The sequence below is a fragment of the Streptomyces lothianensis genome (assembly GCF_047779955.1).
Taxonomy (GTDB): Bacteria; Actinomycetota; Actinomycetes; order Streptomycetales; family Streptomycetaceae; genus Streptomyces.
Genome location: NZ_JBLMKT010000072.1, coordinates 186,536 through 205,141, shown reverse-complemented (window position 1 = coordinate 205,141; position 18,606 = coordinate 186,536). Strand labels below are relative to the sequence as shown.

The following is an 18,606-nucleotide window of genomic DNA, read 5'->3' as shown; positions in this document are numbered from 1 at the left end:
GACGTCGCGCGGTTCGGTGCCACGCCCCGTCTCAGGTGAGGAGGTTGAAGGCAGTCTTCTCCAGGAGGGCGTTGATGTTCGTATCGTGGCCGAGGCCGAGGGCGAGGGCGAGGCCGAGGGCGAGGGTCTGGGACGGGAGGGCGGCGAGCCGCTCCGTGAGGCGGGCGGAGCCGCCGGTCATGGAGGCGGCGCGGCTCGTCGAGGAACGAAGGGCGCGGCCCTTTGAGCAGTGACCCGATGGCACCCCTAATCTCCTGATATGCCGTCAGGTAAGTCAGCGTTTCGTCAGCATCGATCCTGGCAAGTTCCGCGAAGAGCGTTCGAGTAGGTGCGCCTTCGACGAGCCACGACAGCCGTGTTCGCGCTAAAGCCCAGACAGGAGCCTGCTTACCGGAGTGAAGCGATGTTCCTCACAATCTTCGACTCAGGCGCGTGCCAGTTGTAGAGTGATAGCGCCCTTGACCTGCAGAAAGCTGGCAGGGAGCCGTCTTCCAGGAGTCCAAATTGCTGCGTACTCTGTTCAAGTCCAAGATCCATCGCGCCACCGTGACCCAGGCCGACCTGCACTACGTGGGATCCGTGACCGTCGATGCCGAGCTGATGGCGGCCGCCGATCTGCTGCCCGGCGAGCTGGTGCACATTGTCGACATCACCAACGGTGCCCGCCTGGAGACGTACGTCATCGAGGGTGAGCCCGGCAGCGGAGTCATCGGCATCAACGGTGCCGCGGCGCACCTCGTCCACCCCGGCGACCTGGTCATCCTGATCAGCTACGCGCAGGTCGACGACGCCGAGGCCCGCAGCCTGCGTCCGAGGGTCGTGCACGTCGACACCGGCAACCGGATCGTCGAGCTCGGCGACGACGCCTCCGCCCCGGTACCGGGGTCGGAGCAGCAGCGCAGCCCGCAGGCGCGCGTGCCGGCAGCCCGCGCCTGAGCGGGGTGCGGAGCAGGAGCCGAACGGCGTTCGGCCGCTGACTCTGACGCGCCGGTCGCCCGGCCCGGGAGACAGTGCGCGGGGCGGGTTGGCAGACTGGCCGGCATGACCGACACCAAGATCGTCGACGACCGGCCCAAGGGCCGGCTCGAGGCCCGCGCCGACGGCGAAGTCCTCGGCCACATCCAGTACTTTGTCCTCGACGAGCCCGCGCCCGCCCTCGTCCCGGTGCACACCGTCGTGGAGCCCGCCCACGAGGGCAAGGGCATTGCGGGCTCGCTCGCCCGCGAGCTGTACACGATCGCCGAACGCGAAGGCTTCACCGTGGCGCCGCTGTGCCCGTACGTGGTGCGCTGGGCGGCCAAGCATCCCGAGGAGGCGCCCGCGGCCTCGCCGGAACTCCTCGCCGCGGCGAAGGCGGCCCTCGCCGCCGACCCCGAGAAGTGGTGACGGCCACTGCGGCAGGTGAGGGACGCTGCGACAGGCGGTGAAGACCGCCGTGTGAAACGCCGGCCGCAGCCGTGCACCGCCCGGTCGGCGTACCGAGGGAACACCCCCGGGCGCCGCAGCCGTTGAGCCCTGGAAGCCGAAGCGCGAGCAGAGGAGCGGACCATGGCACAGGATGATGCGATCGTCAGCCCGACCGGCTGGGTCGCCGAGCAGGCGCGGAAATACGAGGAGTCCGGCGGCACCAAGGGCACCACCGTGATGGGCGCGCCCTGTCTGCTGCTCGACTATCAGGGACGCAGGTCCGGGCTGTGGCGCCGGACCGTGCTCATCTACGCACGGGACGGCGAGGACTATCTGATCGTCGCCTCCAACGGCGGGTCCGACCGGCACCCCGAGTGGTATCTGAACCTGCGGGCCAACCCGGAGGTCCGGCTCAGGGTGGAGACCGAGCGATTCGAGGCGAGGGCGGAGACGCTCACCGCCGAGGAGAAGGAGCGGGTGTGGCCCGGCCTCGTGGAGTTGTTCCCGCAGTACGCGGAGTACCGTGAGAAGACCGAGCGGGACATCCCGGTCGTACGGCTGGTCCGTAAGCCGGCGGTCTGACCTGCGCACACGTGGATTCGCCGGGCGCGGGAAGGCGGCTCACGGGACAGTGGTCAAGGAGAGGCCTCCGAACCCTGGGAGGATCGCTATGACGCACCCGAACCCCGACCCCGTCGGCCCGGGGCCCACCCCCGGTCCGTTCCCGCCCGATCCCGGCCGCCCCGCGCCGCCGCCGGAGCCCGGGCCGATGCCGGATCCGTTCCCGCACCCCGTGCCCGGTCCGGAGCCGTCCCCGTCGCCGGTGCCGCAGCCGCCGGGCCGTGAGCCTGTACCGGAACCGGAACCGGAGCCGCAGCCGGGAGCGACAGGCTAGCGGCAGGCGACGGGTCGGCGGCAGTGGATGCACGGCGGATGCACGAGGGGGTGGCGGCCGGTTCGGCCGCCACCCCCTCGTTTCCTGCGCGGACCCGTACGAGCCGTCCTCGGGAAGTTCCCGCAGGCCACTGAATCGCGCTGAAACGCCCGGCGAACCGGGATATCTTCCCGGGAACCTGCCCGGAGGACACCTGAGGGAGCGTCTGCGCATGGCCCTGTTCGATCTGCCGCTCGACCAACTCCGATCCTACCGACCGTCGTTGCCGGAGCCCGCCGACTTCGACGCGTTCTGGGCGAAGACCCTCGCCGAGACGCGCGAGCACGAACTCGCCGCCCAATTCGAGCCGGTCGACACAGGCCTCTCGGGAGTACGGGTCCTGGACGTCACGTTCGCCGGCTTCGGCGGACATCCCGTCAAGGGCTGGCTCATCCTCCCGGCCGGTGCGGGCGAACCGCTGCCGGTGGTGGTCGAGTACATCGGATACGGCGGCGGGCGCGGCCTTCCCCATATGCATCTGCTGTGGGCAGCGGCCGGTTTCGCGCACTTCGTGATGGACAGCCGCGGACAGGGCAGCGGCGGCTGGGCGGAAGGCGAAACGGTGGACCCGGTGGGCAGCGGACCCGCGTACCCCGGCTATATGACCCGCGGCATCGAGGACCCGCACGGCTACTACTACCGGCGGCTGATGACCGATGCCGTCCGCGCCGTCGAGGCCGCCCGCGCCCACCCGCTGGTGGACGCCTCGCGCACCGCGGTGACCGGCGTCAGCCAGGGCGGCGGCCTGAGCCTCGCGGTCGGCGGCCTGGTGCCCGGCCTGGTGGCCGTCGCGCCCGATGTGCCGTTCCTGTGCGACTTCCCGCGGGCCGTCACCCTCACCGACCAGATGCCGTACCGGGAGATCGGCGGCTATCTGCAGGCCCGCCGTGCCGATCCGGATGAAGTCCTGCACACCCTCGCCTATTTCGACGCCGTGCACTTCGCGGCCCGCGCCACCGCGCCGGCGCTCTTCTCCACGGCGCTCGAGGACCAGATCTGCCCGCCGTCGACCGTGTTCGCGGCCTTCAACGCCTATCGCCACGAGGACAAGTCCATCGAGGTGTACGACTTCAACGGGCACGAAGGCGGCGGCCCCTACCAGCAGGCCGTACAACTGCGCTGGCTTCCCCGGCGGTTGCGGGCCGGCGTGTGAGGGAGACGGCGAGGCGGTGAGGTGGTGCCCGGCTGATCAACTTGCCCGGCCAGTGGTGCAGTTGTCGTGGAAGCGGCCGAAGGCCCTCTTGTCATGGCCTGTTCCGCGCGGCTACTTTGCGTGCCTTGACGCGCGTCGTTTGGGGGAAGACCATGCCGGGCCGACACCGCCGCAAGGAGCCGACCAGACTCAACCGCGCCTCGCTCACCGTCACCGTCGGCGGTGCGTCGATGGCGCTGCCGCTGGTCGGCAGCGGCAGCGCACAGGCCGCCGACGTGGACACCTGGAACAAGGTGGCCGCCTGCGAGTCCAGCAACAACTGGGCGATCAACACCGGCAACGGCTACTACGGCGGGCTGCAGTTCAAGCAGTCCACCTGGGAGGCCTTCGGCGGCACGCGGTACGCGCCGCGCGCCGACCTCGCCACCAGGGACCAGCAGATCGCCGTCGCCGAGAAGGTGCTCGACGGCCAGGGCCCGCAGGCCTGGCCCGTCTGCTCCGTACGCGCCGGACTGACCCGCGACCCGGCGGCCCCCGACATCCGGCCCGCCGCCGAGCCGGGGGCCAGGGCCGCCTCGAATCCGGAGACCCGGACCGCGTCCGAGTCGGAGGCCGGGCCGGAGGTCACGCCGCAGTCCAGGGCCGGACGGGCCGAGATGTACACCGTCGTCCGCGGTGACAGTCTCTCCGCGATCGCCCACGAGCAGGACGTACGCGGCGGCTGGCAGCAGCTGTACGCCGCGAACCGCAAGATCGTCGGCGGCGATCCCGATCTGATCCTGCCCGGCCAGCGGCTGTCACTGGACACGGAAGCGGCCACGCAGGGCCGCCACTCCACCGGGGGTACACCGGACAAGGCGGCTGAACCGAAGCCGAAGCCGAAGCCGAAGGCCGAGGAGCCGCCCGAGAAGGAGCGGAAGCAGCAGCCGAAGGAAGCTGCCGAGGAGCAGTCGAAGCCCGCGCCGACGCAGGACCGCGCCGAGCGCACCGAGACCGCGAGCAAGCCGAAGAGCGAGCCCGCCACCCGCCGCGCCGCTCCCGTGTCCGCCACCCCCGGCACCCCGTACCGCGCGGCCGGTGGCTCCTGGTCCAGCGGCTATCACACGGGCGTCGACTTCCCGGTGCCCACCGGGACCTCGGTGCAGGCGGTGGCCGCCGGCAAGGTGGTCACGGCAGGCTGGGGCGGCGCGTACGGCTATCAGGTGGTGATCCGGCACGACGACGGGCGCTACTCGCAGTACGCGCACCTCTCCGCGCTCGTGGTGAAAACGGGCCAGACCGTGAACGCGGGGCAGCGGATAGCCCGCTCCGGATCCACCGGAAACAGCACCGGGCCCCATCTGCACTTCGAGGTGCGGACCGGGCCCGGCTACGGCAGTGACATCGACCCGCTCGCCTATCTGCGGGCGGGCGGCGTCAGGATCTGAGCATCCGCTCGCAGGGGCCGTCCCGCCGTCGTATCCGCACGTCGTCGTGAACATGTTCCCCGGTGCCGAACACCACCCCGGGCGGCTGCCCGGGGATGCCGGAGAGGGAGCTGTGCATGCCGTGCAGGGAGGCGGGGGAGTCCGGCACGTGCAGCGGGCGCACGGAACCGGGCAGCTGGAACGCGAGCGAGGCCTCCGGCAGGAACACACCTGCCGGCACGAGCAGCTCCGCGTCGGCGAGTTCCTCGGCGAGTTCCTCGGCGGCCTCGGCAGGCGCCTCCTCCGCCGGGTCCGCGCCCTCCGCGCCCGCCGCGGCCTGCCCGATGCGCTCCGTGGTGAGCAGGATCAGGCCGCCGGCCGCCACCACACCGCAGCCGAGCGCGATCAGGGTGCCGGTGAGCCCGTAGCGGAAGGTTTCGCCGAACAGAGTGAGCCCCACCGCGGCCGCCACCACCGGGTTCACCACCGTCAGGATCGCGAGCGGCGCCGCGAGGCCCGCGCCGCGGTAGGCGGCCTGTGACAGGAGCACACCGCCGATGCCGAGCACGCCGATCATCGCCAGGTTCGGCAGCTCGTGCAGCAGGCTGCCCATGCCGAAGTCCACCGTGGCGTTCTTCGTGAACACCGAGGCCATGCCGAACGAGATACCGGCGGCGGTCGCGAGCAGCACACTGCGAAGGACGGGCCGGCGCTGCACCGCGTGCGACGTCACCATCAGCACCCCCACCCCGGCGAGCGTGGTCAGCGCCACGAGCACCTGCTCGCGGCCGTCCAGGGCATGGGACGAGGCGGAGCCGGTGAGGGCCAGCAGGCCCGCCAGGCCGACCGTGGCCATGATCGCGCCGCGCCAGGCGGTGGAACCGGCCCCGCGGCCGACGAAGAGCGCGGCCATCGGCAGCGCGAAGACGATGGTGAGGGCGCCGAGCGGCTGGACCAGACTCAGCGGACCGAAGGCGAGAGCGACCACGTGCAGCAGCGCGCCCAGACCGTTGAGACCCACCGCGATCCACCAGAGGGTGTTGCGCACCGGGGCGTACGAATGACTGCGGCCGGACGTGGCGACGCGCTCCTGCACGATGGCTCCGCCCGCGTAGGCCACGGCGGAGACGAGTGACAGGAGCACGGACAACGCGAGGGCACTCATACGTGCCTCCGGGCGTTCTCGTGCGGCAAGCGGTCGGCGTTCATAACATCCACGATGACGCGTTCATTCCTGCGATGCGTCGTCCTGGAGCACGCGATCGCTCATACTCCGGTCGCAGTACGCGGGGCAGGCCGCGTAGTCCCGTGGTTGGTGCCCCTGCCCCGACAGGCCTACGGCGCCCATTGAGCACCCCGTCGCGACCGTGTGACCGGGGCCGGATCCGAGGCCTGTGACCACGTACGGTCTCCGTGTCCGTACGCACGGTGAAGCGGTTTGGAAAGCGGCCAGCCCGCTCCGTAAAATCCAGCCTTTGGTAGACAACGGCGCCGGTGCGCCCGGACCCGTACGAGGAAGCAGCGGCGATGAGCGTGACCAGTGAGAGCCCCGAGAGCCAGGAGTCGGCGGACTTCGGCCCCGGCATCGACCCCGAGCGGCTCGCCGTCTGCCTGGCCGTCCTCGACGAGCTCGACAAGCTCGACGTCGACCACCCCGACGCCATCACCGTCCGCCGCGCCACCGCAGGCATCTACCGCACCGTGAAGCAGCGCCGCCGCCAGGAGCGCCGCGCCGCGAAGACCGCTCACGACAAGGCGGTCACGCACTCCACGGCCACCGGCTCCGCCGAACGCATCGACGACGAGACGCAGGGTCTGCTGCCCAGCTCCTCCACGGTCGGCGAGATCGCCGGGGTACTCCAGCGCCCGCGCTCCTGCTATGTCTGCAAGGCGCGGTACGTCGAGGTCGACGCGTTCTACCACCAGCTCTGCCAGAAGTGCGCCGCCGAGAACCGCGCCAAGCGCGAGGCCCGCGCCGACCTCAGCGGCAAGCGTGCCCTGCTCACCGGCGGCCGCGCCAAGATCGGCATGTACATCGCGCTGCGGCTGCTGCGCGACGGCGCGCACACCACCATCACCACGCGCTTTCCCAAGGACGCCATCCGCCGCTTCAAGGCGATGGACGACTCGGCGGACTGGATCCACCGCCTCGAAGTCGTCGGCATCGACCTGCGTGACCCGGCCCAGGCCGTCGCGCTCGCCGACCGGGTCGCCGAGGCCGGCCCCCTCGACATCCTGATCAACAACGCCACGCAGACCGTGCGCCGCCTGCCCTCCGCGTACGGCGCGCTGGTCGAGGGCGAGAACGCCCCGCTGCCCGCGGGCGAACTGCCCCCGCACCACGTCATCGGCGCCTTCAACTCGGGTGCGGTGGACGGCATCCAGGCGCTGCCCGCCGGGATCTCCGGCATGGACGCTCAGCAGGTCGCCGACCTCGCGCTCGTCGGCGGTCACGCCAGCATCGAGAAGCACCGCGACGGCAGCGCCATCGACGCGGGCGGCCTCGTGCCCGACGTCGTGCACACCAACACCTGGGTGCAGTCCATCGAGCAGATCTCCCCGGTGGAGCTGCTCGAGACCCAGCTGTGCAACTACACCGCTCCGTTCATCCTCATCAGCAAGCTGCGCGCCGCGATGGCCGAGGCCGCGGGCAAGGCCGCGAGCAAGCGGGCCTACGTGGTCAACGTCTCGGCGATGGAAGGGGTGTTCGGCCGCGGCTACAAGGGCGCGGGCCACCCCAACACCAACGCCGCCAAGGCCGCGATGAACATGGTGACGCGCACCAGCGCCCAGGAGATGTTCCAGACCGACGGCATCCTCATGACCTCCGTCGACACCGGCTGGATCACCGACGAGCGCCCGCACTACGACAAGCTCCGCCTCGCCGAGGAGGGCTTCCACGCCCCCCTCGACCTGGTCGACGGCGCCGCCCGCGTCTACGACCCGGTGGTACGCGGCGAGGCCGGCGAGGACGTGTACGGGGTCTTCCTGAAGGACTACGCGCCCGGCAAGTGGTAATCCGCACCGCGGGCTGACTGCCTGTCTCCCGGCGTAAGCCCGCTGTCTCCTGGCGTACGCCGTACATGCGCGCACGGACGCCGGGAATCGGCCATATCGCCCATGTGGCGGAACGTCCGTATTCCTGCCGCATTCCTGCCGCTCCAACTCCCGTCACCACCCGGGCTTCCCTGCGCGCGCCCACGTCCGCCGCGCCTCCAACGCGCCCGAGCCGCACAACGGCTGCCGCATGCGGTGGCCGGTTTGTGCTGTTTCCCTGGAGATGGGAAGAGATTTTGCCTCCCCATAGAGCGGAGGTCCGCTCATTTGGTTAGTCTGGGCGCAAGCAGGCCGCCACCACGGGGTTCACCAAGACCCCTTGGCCTGTCCCGGGGGAAGCCGGCCACCACGGCATCGTCCCGCACAGCACATCCGGCGCCACCGCGACCGACCTGGCCAGAGCAGAGCCCCACCGGGCGGCCGCGGTGCCCCCGGAGCGGGGCGACGTCGGAGCGACCGGGGGTTACCCGACACATAAGGAGTGCGCGGTGACACCAGACAAGTCGAAGAGCGAGCAACTGTCCCCCAAGGACCGGCGCGACCGGGCAGGTCGTCGGCGCGGTGACCAGACGGGCAGCCTCGAGGTGTGGGCGCGTTCGGCGCCGATCCGCCTCGCGGGCTACGAGGACGACCTCGCCGAGCCCCACATCCTGCCCAGCGTCGACTGACCGGCGGCCCACCCCGGCCCTCAGCGGCCCGAGCCTTTCGGTGCGGAGGCGAGGCGCGTCGGTGGCAGGAAATCGCGAACGTAGGTCCGCTGCCACCACGCGCCCGTCTCCCGCAACTCACGCCAGGTCGAATAGCGATACCGGTACAGACGCGCCCGGATGAATCGCGGCGGCGCGTCGGGGAAGGGATTGTGGCGCAGCAGCCGCAGGGTGTCCCGGTCTCCTACCAGGAGCCGCTCCACGAAGGGCCCGAACCAACTGCGGGCATACGCGGGGGAGAGCGCCGCGAACCACATCAGCCAGTCGAGACGCAGGTGATACGGGGCGAACTGCCGCGAGAGCCGGGCGGGATCGCCCGGCTTTCCGTGGAAGCCGTACTCGCGCCAGCCCGCCCCGCCCGTGGAAGGCACCGGCTCGTCGGTGCCTTCCACGGCGATCTCATGGCGGACCCGGCCGACCGTGCCGAAAGCGCCGTAGGCGTTGACCAGGTGGAGCGGGTCGAAGGAGTAGTTCATCAGCTGACGGCGCGAGACCAGATTGCGGACCGGGCGGTAACTGAGGACGAGCACCAGCGCCACGACCGCGAAGACCACGATCTCGTACCACAGCGGTGGACTCGCGAGCGCGGGCGGCGGGCCGGTCAGCGGCGTGAAGTCGACCGCGGAGACGGCCAGGGCGATCGTCAGCCAGTTCAGCCAGGCGAAATTGCCGGACAGCACCAGCCAGAGTTGGGTGAGGATCATCAAGGCCGCCGCGTACGAGGCGATCGGCTGCGGGGTGAACAGGAGGAACGGCACGACGAGCTGTGTGACGTGGTTCGCCGCCACCTCCACGCGGTGCAGGGGTCGGGGCAGCCGGTGGAAGAACCAGCTCAGCGGGCCCGGCATCGGCTGCGTCTCATGGTGGTAGTAGAGGCAGGTCAGCTTCCGCCAGCAGGCGTCCCCGCGCATCTTGATCAGCCCGGCGCCGAACTCCACCCGGAACAGCACCCACCGCAGCAGGAACAGGATGAGGACCGGCGGGGCGACGTCGTGCGGTCCGAGGAACACGGCGAGGAAGCCGGCCTCCAGGAGCAGTGACTCCCAGCCGAAGCCGTACCAGGTCTGGCCCACGTTGACGACGGACAGATAGAGCAGCCAGGGCAGCGCCCACAGCAGCATCCCCGCCCAGAGCGGAAGTTCCGCGTCCAGGCCCGCGAGGAGCGCCAGGGAGCACACGGCGCCGCTCCAGGCGACGACGGCGAAGAGACGGTCCGAGTAGCGCAGTTGGAACAGGCTCGGCGCCTGCCGGAAAGGCACCCGCGCCACGAACCGGGGGACCGGCAGCATGCCCCGCTCGCCGATCAGCGCGCGGAACTGCAGCGCCGCACCCACGAACGCCACCAGGTACACGGCGGCCAGCAGCCGCTGGAAGACCAGGCCGGCCAGCCAGTAGTCGGGCGCCGTGAACCATTCCACGTTCTCATTGTGACGCCCCGGCCGGGGCGTCAGCGCGGTTGCGGGACAAATTTCGCACTTCACACAATGAGGGACGTACGGCCAGAGCACAGGCGGGAGAACGGCGTGCACTCACCGAGCAGGCGTTATGCCACAGCCCTCGCGATATCCGGCGCACTGCTGGTCGCGGGCTGTTCCGGCAGCGGCGAGAACGAAGCTGGCGAGACCGGCAGCGACAAGGAGGTCTTCCTCCAGCCGGTCGCCGCCGCAGGGCCGGACCCCTTCACCGAGTCCACCGCCACCAGCACCGAGGCCCCGCCGCCCGTCACCCGAACGCCGCAACCGACCCCCACCGGATCCGCTTCGGCCGACCAGGCCGGGGTGCGCAGCATCGAGGGCTCGACACCCGGCCTCTACGGCGGCACCAAATCCGTGAGCAGCTGCGATGTGGAACAGCAGGTGCGTTTCCTGACCGCCGACCGCAGCAAGTCGCGCGCCTTCGCCCGGGCCGCGGGCATCAACCAGGGCGACGTCGTCGGATGGCTGCGCTCACTCACCCCCGTGCAGCTGCGCGCCGACACCCGGGTCACCAACCACGGCTATCAGGGCGGGCAGGCCACGAGTTTCCAGTCCGTGCTCCAGCGCGGCACCGCCGTACTCGTCGACAACCGTGGCATGCCGCGGGTGCGCTGCGCCTGCGGCAATCCGCTGACCCCACCCGCCGAGCTGCACAAGGACGCGGCGCATCGCGGCCGGCCCTGGCAGGGCTACCGGCCCACGAACGTCATCGTGGTCAAACCGTCCACGACAGTGATCAACAACATCACGATCGTCAACATCACGAACAACACCTGGATCGAGCGGCCGATCGGGGACGACGGGGACAAGGACAAGGTGGTCCCGCCGCCCACGCCCTCGCCCGATGTCTCCCCGACGCCGCCGGACGGCTCACCGTCCGCCGATCCCACGGGCCCCGACGGCTCCCCGTCCGTCGACCCGAGCCTCTCGCCCACGGACACCGGGCCGTCCATGGACCACCCGGACGGGCAGAGCACCGAGCCGTCCACGGACGACTCCGGCTCACCCGGTACCGACGACCCGACGGACGGGATGACGGACGGCACGAGCGAGGAGCCGACCGACGACGGCAGGAGCCCCGGCCCGGGCGAATCCCTGACCGACCCCACGGACGAGCAGTCCGCGAGCCCCGAGGGCGCCCCGACCGGCTGCCCGAGCATCCCACCCACGCCCACCGCGCCCGGCGGGCCCACCCCCACCCTCCCCGCCGGCTGCCCGACCCCGCTGCCCGTCCCGGACACGGCCCCCCTCATCCCCGGCAGCGGTGACCGCACCCTGCCCGGCGGCGACCAGGACCTGAACCGGCCGCAGGACGAGAACAGCCCGCAGGACCTGAACCGGCCGCAGGGCCAGCCCCAGGACCCGACCGACCGCACCGCCATCCCGCCCGTGCCCGACGAGGCGACGGTGCCGGAGGGTCCCGGCGACGAGCTCGGCCCCGAGTCGGTGCCGGAGGTGCCCGACGTCGAGCCCGCCCCCGACACCCCCTACATCCCGGACCCGACGGCCCCCGAACTGTTCGGCGCCTGACCGTGCCCCCACCGCGCACCCGCCCCGCCCCGCATGGCGAACCCGCCGAACCATGGCAAAGTGGACGCATGCCGGACCCGGACCGCTGGCCCGCGACGCCCGAGTCGATCCTCGCGCTCAACCGCACAGGCAGCTTCGACTGGGACCTCGAACGCGGCGAGATGCACATGGATGCGGCGGCCCATGACCTCTTCGACCTCGAGCCCGGGGAGTACAACGGCCGCCCCGAGTCCCTGGCGCCCCGCGTCCCGCCGCGCGAGGGCCACCGCCTCGACTCCCTGGTCTCCGAAGCGCTGAAAAGCGGCAGTGACACCTATGGCGCCTACTTCCGGCTGCGCCGCCGCGACGGCACCCTGCGCTGGACCCATACCCAGGGCTACATCCGCCGCGACGAGAACGGCCGGCCGCGCCGGATCCTCGGCGTCGTGCGCGATGCCGAGGAGGAGCTCCTCGAATCAAGCATCCGGATGGAGCACGACGCCGAGACCCGCCGTCAGACCAGCATCGTCGAGGGCACCACGGCCGCCCTCGCGCACGCCCGCACCGTGCAGGACGTGATCGACGTACTCGACGAGACCCAGGGACTCGCGCACCTGGGCGCCGCGAGTCTGGTGGTGGGCCTGGTCGAGGCGGGCCGTATCCATCTCGTCGCCGACGGGCCGCCCGGAGCCTTCGTCCAGGGCACGCGCTTCACCCGGATCGACGAGAACTACCCCATGAGCGAGGTCATCCGTACCCTCGCGCCGCGGTTCATCGAGTCCCGCGAGGAGTTCGCCGGCTCGTACCCCATACTGTGGCCGCACATCAGCCACCTCGACATCACCTCGGCCGCGTATCTTCCGCTGATCGCCCAGGCCCGCCCGATCGGCGCACTCGGCCTGCTCTACCAGGACAAGACCGGCTTCACCGCCGAGGAACGCAATCTGCTCGTCGCCCTCGGCAGCAGCATTGCCCAGTCACTGCAGCGCGCGATGTTCTACGAGCAGGAGAAGGACCTCGCAGCCGGGCTGCAGCAGGCGATGCTGCCGCGTTCCATCCCGGCCGTGGACGGCGCCGAGATCGCCGTGCGCTACCGCTCCGCGAAACTCGGCCGCGACATCGGCGGCGACTGGTACGACGTGATCCCGCTGCCCGACGGCAAGGTCGGCGCGGTCATCGGCGACGTCCAGGGCCACGACACCCATGCGGCCGCCGTCATGGGCCAGCTCAGGATCGTGCTGCGCGCCTACGCGGCCGAGGGCCACACCCCGGCCACGGTCGTCGCCCGCGCCTCGGTCTTCCTGCACGAACTCGACACCGACCGCTTCGCCACCTGCCTCTACGTCCAGTGCGACCTCAGCACCGGAGTGGCCCAGCTGGTCCGCGCGGGCCATATCGACCCGCTGCTCCGCTCCACGGACGGCTCCTGCCGGCGCGCCCCCGTGTCCGGTGGGCTGCCGCTCGGCCTCTCCGCCGAGTTCCACCGCCTCGAATACCCGGTCACCACCCTGGAGATCGACCCGGGCCAGACCCTGGTGCTGTGCACCGACGGCCTGGTCGAGCAGCCCGGCCACGACCTCGACGACGGAGTCCAGTCCCTCACCGTCGAGGTCGCCTCGGGCCCCGATGACCTCGATGCTCTCGCCGACCGGCTCGTCGAGGACGCCGACCGCCGCGGCGGTGACGACGACGCGGCCCTGCTCCTGCTCCGCCGCCTCGGCTCCCACGCACCCAGGTCCGGCGGCCGTCTCCAGCAGCACGTCGCACCGAACGATCCGGCTGCCCTGCGCGAGGCCCGGCACACGGTCCGCGCGGCCGTGCGTGCCTGGGGCGCGGGGGAGCGCGCGGACGAGATCGAGCTGATCGCCGACGAACTCGTCACCAACGCCCTCATGCACACCGAAGGCGCGGCGATCATCACGCTGCGCGTGCTGTCCGGAGCCGACCGTCGGCTGCGCGTCGAGGTCGAGGACACCTCCAGTGCGCTGCCGCGCCGCCGCGAGGCCGGTGACGAGGGCGTATCGGGCCGCGGCCTGCTCCTTGTCGACCGCCTCGCCGACTTCTGGGGTGTGGAATCCCGGGGCAGCGGCAAATGCGTATGGTGCGAATTCCTCGTGCCGGACCGGGAGTGACGGGGACCGCCGGAAGCGACGGGGACCGCAGGGCCGGGCGAGAACCCGAACGCACCGGTGGCCCCGGTCCGTGTACCGGACCGGGGCCACCGAGGATGTCCCAGGATCAGAGAACGCCGGCGTCGGCGATCGCGATCGCGGCGCGGGTGCGGCCGCTGCCCGAGCCGAGCGACTCGATCTTCTTCACGAGCTTCATCGACTCGTCGTCGGCGACCTCGCCGAACACCACGTGCTTGCCGTCCAGCCACGGCGTCACGACCGTGGTGATGAAGAACTGCGAACCATTGGTGTTCGGGCCTGCGTTGGCCATCGAGAGCAGACCAGCACGGTCGTGCTTGAGGTTGAAGTTCTCGTCGGCGAACTTCTCGCCGTAGATGCTCTTGCCACCGGTGCCGTTGCCGTTGGTGAAGTCGCCGCCCTGGAGCATGAACTCCGGGATGACGCGGTGGAACGGGGAGCCCTTGTAGCCGAAGCCCTTCTCGCCGGTGCACAGCGCGCGGAAGTTCTCCGCCGTCTTCGGGACGACGTCATCGAAGAGGTTGAACGTGATCCGCCCGGCGGGGGCGTCGTCGATGCTGATGTCGAAGTAGGCCTTGATTGTCATGGGTCCCATCCTGACATCCCCACCGGGGTGCCGCGGCCCCACCCCCGCGAACGTGTCCCCGATTCTCCACTCTGACCTGGGAAAACGAGTTCGCTCCCGAGGCGCGCGCTGCGGTACCGTCGGCGGTCGAGGAGGCAAGGATGCAACAGCACACGGCGGCACGGATCAGGGCGGGCCACGAGGGCGACCTCGAGGAGCTCACCCGGATCTACAACCACTACATAGTCGAGACGGCGACCACCTTCGACATCGACGCGGTCACGGTCGACCAGCGCCGCGACTGGCTGCGCGCCCACCCCGAACGCGGCCCGCACCGGCTCCTCGTCGCCGAGGAGGAGGGCGCCGTCGTCGGCTATGCGAGCAGCAGCTCCTTGCGCCCCAAGCTCGCGTATCTCACCTCCGTGGAGACCAGCGTCTACCTCGCGCCCGAATACCAGGGCCGAGGCCTCGGCAGCAGGCTGTACGGCGCCCTGTTCGAGGCCCTCGGCGCGGAGGATGTGCACCGGGCGTACGCGGCGGTGACCATCCCCAACGAGGCCTCGTTCAAGCTGCACGAACGCTTCGGATTCAAGCCTGCCGGGGTGCACCGCGAAGTGGGCCGCAAGTTCGGGCGGTACTGGGACGTGGCCTGGTTCGAGAAGGAGATGCGCTGAGCCTGCCCCGGCCGTGACCGAGCACGGCGGCCACCACGGACTGTGGAGCACGGCGGCCACCACGGACTGCGGAGCACGGCGGCCGCAGCGGGCCCATCGGGCACGGCGGCCACCACGGCTACGTCCTGGCGTCCACCGTCGGACTCTCCCCCAAGTCCTGGCACCGTCCCACGGCCGGCATCCCCCGATACCTAGCCGTGGGCGTGTCCGTGGCGGCCCCCGTGCTCGGCACAAGCCTGCCCGGCCGATCGTGCACGGACCTTGCAGGGATCTGGAATCCGTGGTTCAGCCGTGTTCGGGGCCGGGCAGGGGCGCAGGCACCAGGCGGGCCCTGACCCGCCGGACACCCATAGGCGCGCAAGGAAGCAGGATCTGGAGCATGGAGTTTCGACTGCTCGGCGGCATCGAGGCGGTGGCCGACGACGGACAGGCGGAGCTGGGCACGGCACGCCAGCGCTCGGTTCTCGCGGCGCTGCTCATGGACGCCGGCCGGGCCGTGGCGGCGGACGAACTGGTGCGGCGCGTGTGGGGCGAAGCGCCGCCGCGGAGTGCGAAGGACACCCTGTACAGCTATCTGTCCCGGCTGCGCGGCCTGCTGCCCGGCACCATCGAGCGCCGCAGCGGCGGCTATGCGGTGAGCGTTGCCGAGGACTCGGTCGACGCCCACCGGTTCCGGCTGCTCCTCGAACAGGCACGCGCCGCATCCGAGGACCACGCGGCCCTCGCGTACCACCGCGAGGCGCTCGCCCTCTGGCGCGGCGAAGCCTTCGCCGGCACCGACACGCCCTGGTTCAACGCCGCCCGTGAGGCGCTCGGCAAGGAACGCTTCGCGGCCCAGCTGGACACGACCGACCTACGGCTGCGCCTCGGCGAGCACGCGGCGCTGCAGGCCGAGCTCTCGGCACACGCGGGCGCCCACCCGCTGGACGAGCGGATCGCCGCGCAGTACATGCTGGCGCTCTACCGCTGCGGCCGCCAGGCCGAAGCACTCGCCCACTACCGGCTCATCCGCGGCCTGCTCAGGGACGAACTAGGCGTCGACCCGGGCGGCCGCCTGCAGGAGCTCCACACGGCCATCCTCGGTGCCGACCCCGCACTCGCCGCGCCGCCCGCTCCGCCGCGCCGCCGCCCGCCGCACCCGCAGCCCCCGGCTGCCGAAGCCCCATGGTCGGTACGGAACCAGCTGCCCCTGGACGTACCGGGCTTCGTCGGCCGTGCCACGCTCGTACGGCGCCTGGAGGAGGCCCTCACCACCGAGGCGGCGCCCCCGGTCGTCCTGTCCGGCTCACCCGGCGTCGGCAAGACCGCCCTGGCCGTCCACCTCGGCCACCGGCTGCGTTGGGCCTTCCCCGACGGCCAGTGGTACGTACGTCTCCTCGGCACCCGGGAACGCCCCCGGGACGCCTCCGAGATCCTCGCCGCGCTCCTGCGCGCGGGCGGCGAGGACCCGGCGTCGATCCCCGACGCGCTCGACGACCGCGCCGCCGCCTTCCGAAGCCGGGTCGCGGACCGCCGGATCCTGCTCGTCCTGGACGATGCGGCGGACGCCGAGCAGATACGGCCCCTGCTGCCCGGCACCGGCCGGACCGCCGTGCTGATCACCAGCCGTCACGACCTGCGCGGCCTGGTCGCGAGCCATGCCGCCCGCCCCGTACCCCTCGACGTGCTCGACCCGGCCGAGGCGCACCACCTGCTGGCCGGGGCGCTCGGCGAGGAGCGGGTACGGGCCGAACCGCAGGCCGCGGACCGGCTCGCCGCGCTGTGCGCCCGGCTGCCGCTCGCGCTGCGCATCGCCTCGGCGAACCTGGCGGCGCGCCCCGGCCGCTCCCTCGTCGGTTACGCCGACGAGCTGGCCGGGGACGGCCGGCTCGCCAAACTCTCCGTCGCGGGCGACAGCGAGGCCGCCGTACGCACCGCCTTCGACCATTCGCACGCGGCACTGCCCCCCGGGGCGGCCCGCCTCTTCGCGCTGCTGGGCCTGCATCCGGGCCCGGACTTCGGTGCCGGGGCGGCCGCGGCCCTGCTCGGCGTACCGTCCCAGGACGCAGGGGAACTCCTCGAACAGCTCGCCACCGCCGGACTCCTGCAGCGCACGGCCGCCGACCGCTTCGTCTTCCACGATCTGCTGCGGCTCTACGCGGCCGAACACGCCACGCGGCAGGCGGACGCGGATGCCGCCTGGCGGCGGCTGTGCGACTGGTACCTGTCCGCCGCCGATGCCGCGACGGCCTTCGACTACACGGCCATGCTGCAACTGCCGCGCGAGCGCGCCGCATCGGGACCGTTCGCGGACCGGCATGCGGCTGCGGACTGGCTGGAGGCGGAGCGCGCCGGCCTGGTCGCCGTCATCACCCGCGCGGCCGGGAAGGGACCGTTCCAGGTCGCCTGGTACCTCGCCGACCAGCTGCGGATGTACTTCTACTACCGTCAGCACCGCGCCGACTGGGAGCGGGCGGCAACCGCCGGACTGAACGCGGCCGTCGAGGCCGGGGACGTTCTGGCGCAGGCGGCCATGCGGCTCAGCCTCGGCTCGCTCGCCCAGGACACCGGCGACTCCGCGGCGGCCCTCGACCACTTCCACCAGGCCCGCCGCGCCTACCACGACATCGCCCACGCACCCGGCGAGGCAGCGGTCCGCGCCAACCTGGGCATCCAGCACGCGCTGCGCGGCGAGGTGCCGCAGGCGCTCGACGAACTGCACCGCAGCATCGAGGCCTACCGGAGGCTCGACATGCCCGCCCAGCTGTGCAGCGTGCTGGAGACCGCCGGCCGACTGCACACGTATCTGGGCCAGTTGGAGCAGGCCGTCGCCTTCACCACGGAGTCCGTCGGGATCTCGGAGCACGGCCGCCTCTCGATGGCCGCGATCAGCCGGCTCACCGCCCGCGCCGTCGCCCTGCACGGCCTCGGCCGCCTCACGGCGGCGCTCGCGGATGCGGAGGAGGCCGTACGCCTGTGCCGCGAGCACCGCAAACAGCACGACGAGGCGGCCACCCACGAGATCCTCGCCCGCATCCACCGCGACCTCGGCCGCCACGATCTCGCCCGCGGGCACGCCGACCGGGCCCTGGAGACGGCGCGGACCTTCGGCTACCCGGGCAAGGAGATCGACAGCCTCCTCACCCTCGGCAGCCTGGACCTCCTGGCCGACGAGAGGGCCCGTGCGGACGAGCGGCTGACGGCCGCGCTGGTGGCCGCCCGGCGGGAGAACTACCGTCACCAGGAGGCCGAGGCCCACATCGGCCTGGCCCATGTCCGCCTCGCCGAGGCCGATCCGGCGGGCGCCGCCGGGCAGGCCGCACTCGCCCTGGCCACCGCCACGGAGCTGACTCTCCGCCCCGCCGAATACCGGGCCCGCATGGTGCTCGCCACCACGGCCCGCAGCGACGGTGACCCGGCGGCCGCGCAGCACCAGCTCACCCGCGCCGAACACCTGCGGACCATCACCGGCTACCACCTCCCGGACTGGGAGGCGAAGAACCTCACTGACCTCACCGCGCCCCTGGCGTGCGACCGGGGCGTCCCGGGCGCATCGGGCCCCAGCACGTGCCCGGCCTGATCCGCCGGAC

The 18,606-nt window shown here is 71.7% G+C and carries 15 protein-coding genes; 11 read left to right on the top strand and 4 right to left on the bottom strand.

From position 1 onward, the window contains the following. Positions 1-31 precede the first annotated feature (31 nt). Positions 32-181, bottom strand: a complete 150-nt coding sequence (locus tag ACLF6P_RS25570) for a hypothetical protein (protein ID WP_415953295.1) — start codon at positions 179-181, stop codon at positions 32-34. 323 nt (positions 182-504) lie between these two features. Here ACLF6P_RS25570 and panD point away from each other — a divergent pair, with 323 nt between their 5' ends. The 5 genes from panD to ACLF6P_RS25545 all read left to right on the top strand — a co-directional run bounded on the left by panD (position 505) and on the right by ACLF6P_RS25545 (position 4,921). Then, positions 505-936: an aspartate 1-decarboxylase gene (panD, locus tag ACLF6P_RS25565; RefSeq protein WP_415953294.1), complete on the top strand. Its 432-nt coding sequence runs from the start codon at positions 505-507 to the stop codon at positions 934-936. A 105-nt stretch (positions 937-1,041) separates the two neighbouring features. Then, the gene (locus ACLF6P_RS25560) at positions 1,042-1,386 is read left to right on the top strand and encodes a GNAT family N-acetyltransferase (protein ID WP_415953293.1); all 345 of its coding nucleotides are present in this window, start codon (positions 1,042-1,044) and stop codon (positions 1,384-1,386) included. Positions 1,387-1,548: 162 nt separating this feature from the next. Continuing rightward, complete coding sequence (locus ACLF6P_RS25555) at positions 1,549-1,989, top strand: nitroreductase family deazaflavin-dependent oxidoreductase (protein ID WP_415953291.1); 441 nt, start codon at positions 1,549-1,551, stop codon at positions 1,987-1,989. 524 nt (positions 1,990-2,513) lie between these two features. Next, a complete protein-coding gene (locus ACLF6P_RS25550; protein WP_415953290.1) occupies positions 2,514-3,494 on the top strand; it encodes an acetylxylan esterase in 981 nt (326 codons plus the stop codon). A 152-nt stretch (positions 3,495-3,646) separates the two neighbouring features. Next, positions 3,647-4,921: a transglycosylase family protein gene (locus tag ACLF6P_RS25545; RefSeq protein WP_415953323.1), complete on the top strand. Its 1,275-nt coding sequence runs from the start codon at positions 3,647-3,649 to the stop codon at positions 4,919-4,921. Here the strand turns inward: ACLF6P_RS25545 and ACLF6P_RS25540 are convergent. Further along, positions 4,911-6,065 carry a DMT family transporter gene (locus ACLF6P_RS25540; protein WP_415953288.1) on the bottom strand — a complete coding sequence of 385 codons (1,155 nt, stop codon included), beginning with the start codon at positions 6,063-6,065 and terminating at the stop codon, positions 4,911-4,913. The two genes, ACLF6P_RS25545 and ACLF6P_RS25540, sit on opposite strands and share 11 nt — an antisense overlap. 362 nt (positions 6,066-6,427) lie before the next feature. On the opposite strand from ACLF6P_RS25540, the gene ACLF6P_RS25535 reads away from it, so the two are divergent. Both ACLF6P_RS25535 and ACLF6P_RS25530 read left to right on the top strand, forming a co-directional pair. Beyond that, a complete protein-coding gene (locus ACLF6P_RS25535; RefSeq protein ID WP_415953286.1) occupies positions 6,428-7,918 on the top strand; it encodes an SDR family NAD(P)-dependent oxidoreductase in 1,491 nt (496 codons plus the stop codon). 527 nt (positions 7,919-8,445) lie between these two features. After that, entirely contained in the window at positions 8,446-8,625 is a 180-nt protein-coding gene (locus ACLF6P_RS25530; protein ID WP_415953285.1) for a hypothetical protein, read from the top strand. A gap of 20 nt (positions 8,626-8,645) precedes the next feature. Here the strand turns inward: ACLF6P_RS25530 and ACLF6P_RS25525 are convergent, their stop codons facing one another. After that, positions 8,646-10,082: a lipase maturation factor family protein gene (locus ACLF6P_RS25525; protein ID WP_415953283.1), complete on the bottom strand. Its 1,437-nt coding sequence runs from the start codon at positions 10,080-10,082 to the stop codon at positions 8,646-8,648. Between the two features lie 105 nt (positions 10,083-10,187). Between ACLF6P_RS25525 and ACLF6P_RS25520 the strand changes: the two genes are divergently transcribed. Beyond that, positions 10,188-11,669: a DUF6777 domain-containing protein gene (locus ACLF6P_RS25520; RefSeq protein WP_415953282.1), complete on the top strand. Its 1,482-nt coding sequence runs from the start codon at positions 10,188-10,190 to the stop codon at positions 11,667-11,669. Between the two features lie 68 nt (positions 11,670-11,737). Next, complete coding sequence (locus ACLF6P_RS25515) at positions 11,738-13,780, top strand: SpoIIE family protein phosphatase (protein WP_415953280.1); 2,043 nt, start codon at positions 11,738-11,740, stop codon at positions 13,778-13,780. Positions 13,781-13,886: 106 nt separating this feature from the next. On the opposite strand, the gene ACLF6P_RS25510 is transcribed toward ACLF6P_RS25515, so the two are convergent. Then, positions 13,887-14,384: a peptidylprolyl isomerase gene (locus ACLF6P_RS25510; RefSeq protein WP_415953279.1), complete on the bottom strand. Its 498-nt coding sequence runs from the start codon at positions 14,382-14,384 to the stop codon at positions 13,887-13,889. A gap of 140 nt (positions 14,385-14,524) precedes the next feature. Between ACLF6P_RS25510 and ACLF6P_RS25505 the strand changes: the two genes are divergently transcribed. Together ACLF6P_RS25505 and ACLF6P_RS25500 are read left to right on the top strand one after the other, a co-directional pair. Then, the gene (locus ACLF6P_RS25505; protein ID WP_415953277.1) at positions 14,525-15,037 is read left to right on the top strand and encodes a GNAT family N-acetyltransferase; all 513 of its coding nucleotides are present in this window, start codon (positions 14,525-14,527) and stop codon (positions 15,035-15,037) included. A 379-nt stretch (positions 15,038-15,416) separates the two neighbouring features. Continuing rightward, complete coding sequence (locus ACLF6P_RS25500) at positions 15,417-18,596, top strand: AfsR/SARP family transcriptional regulator (protein WP_415953275.1); 3,180 nt, start codon at positions 15,417-15,419, stop codon at positions 18,594-18,596. The last annotated feature ends 10 nt before the right edge of the window (positions 18,597-18,606 follow it).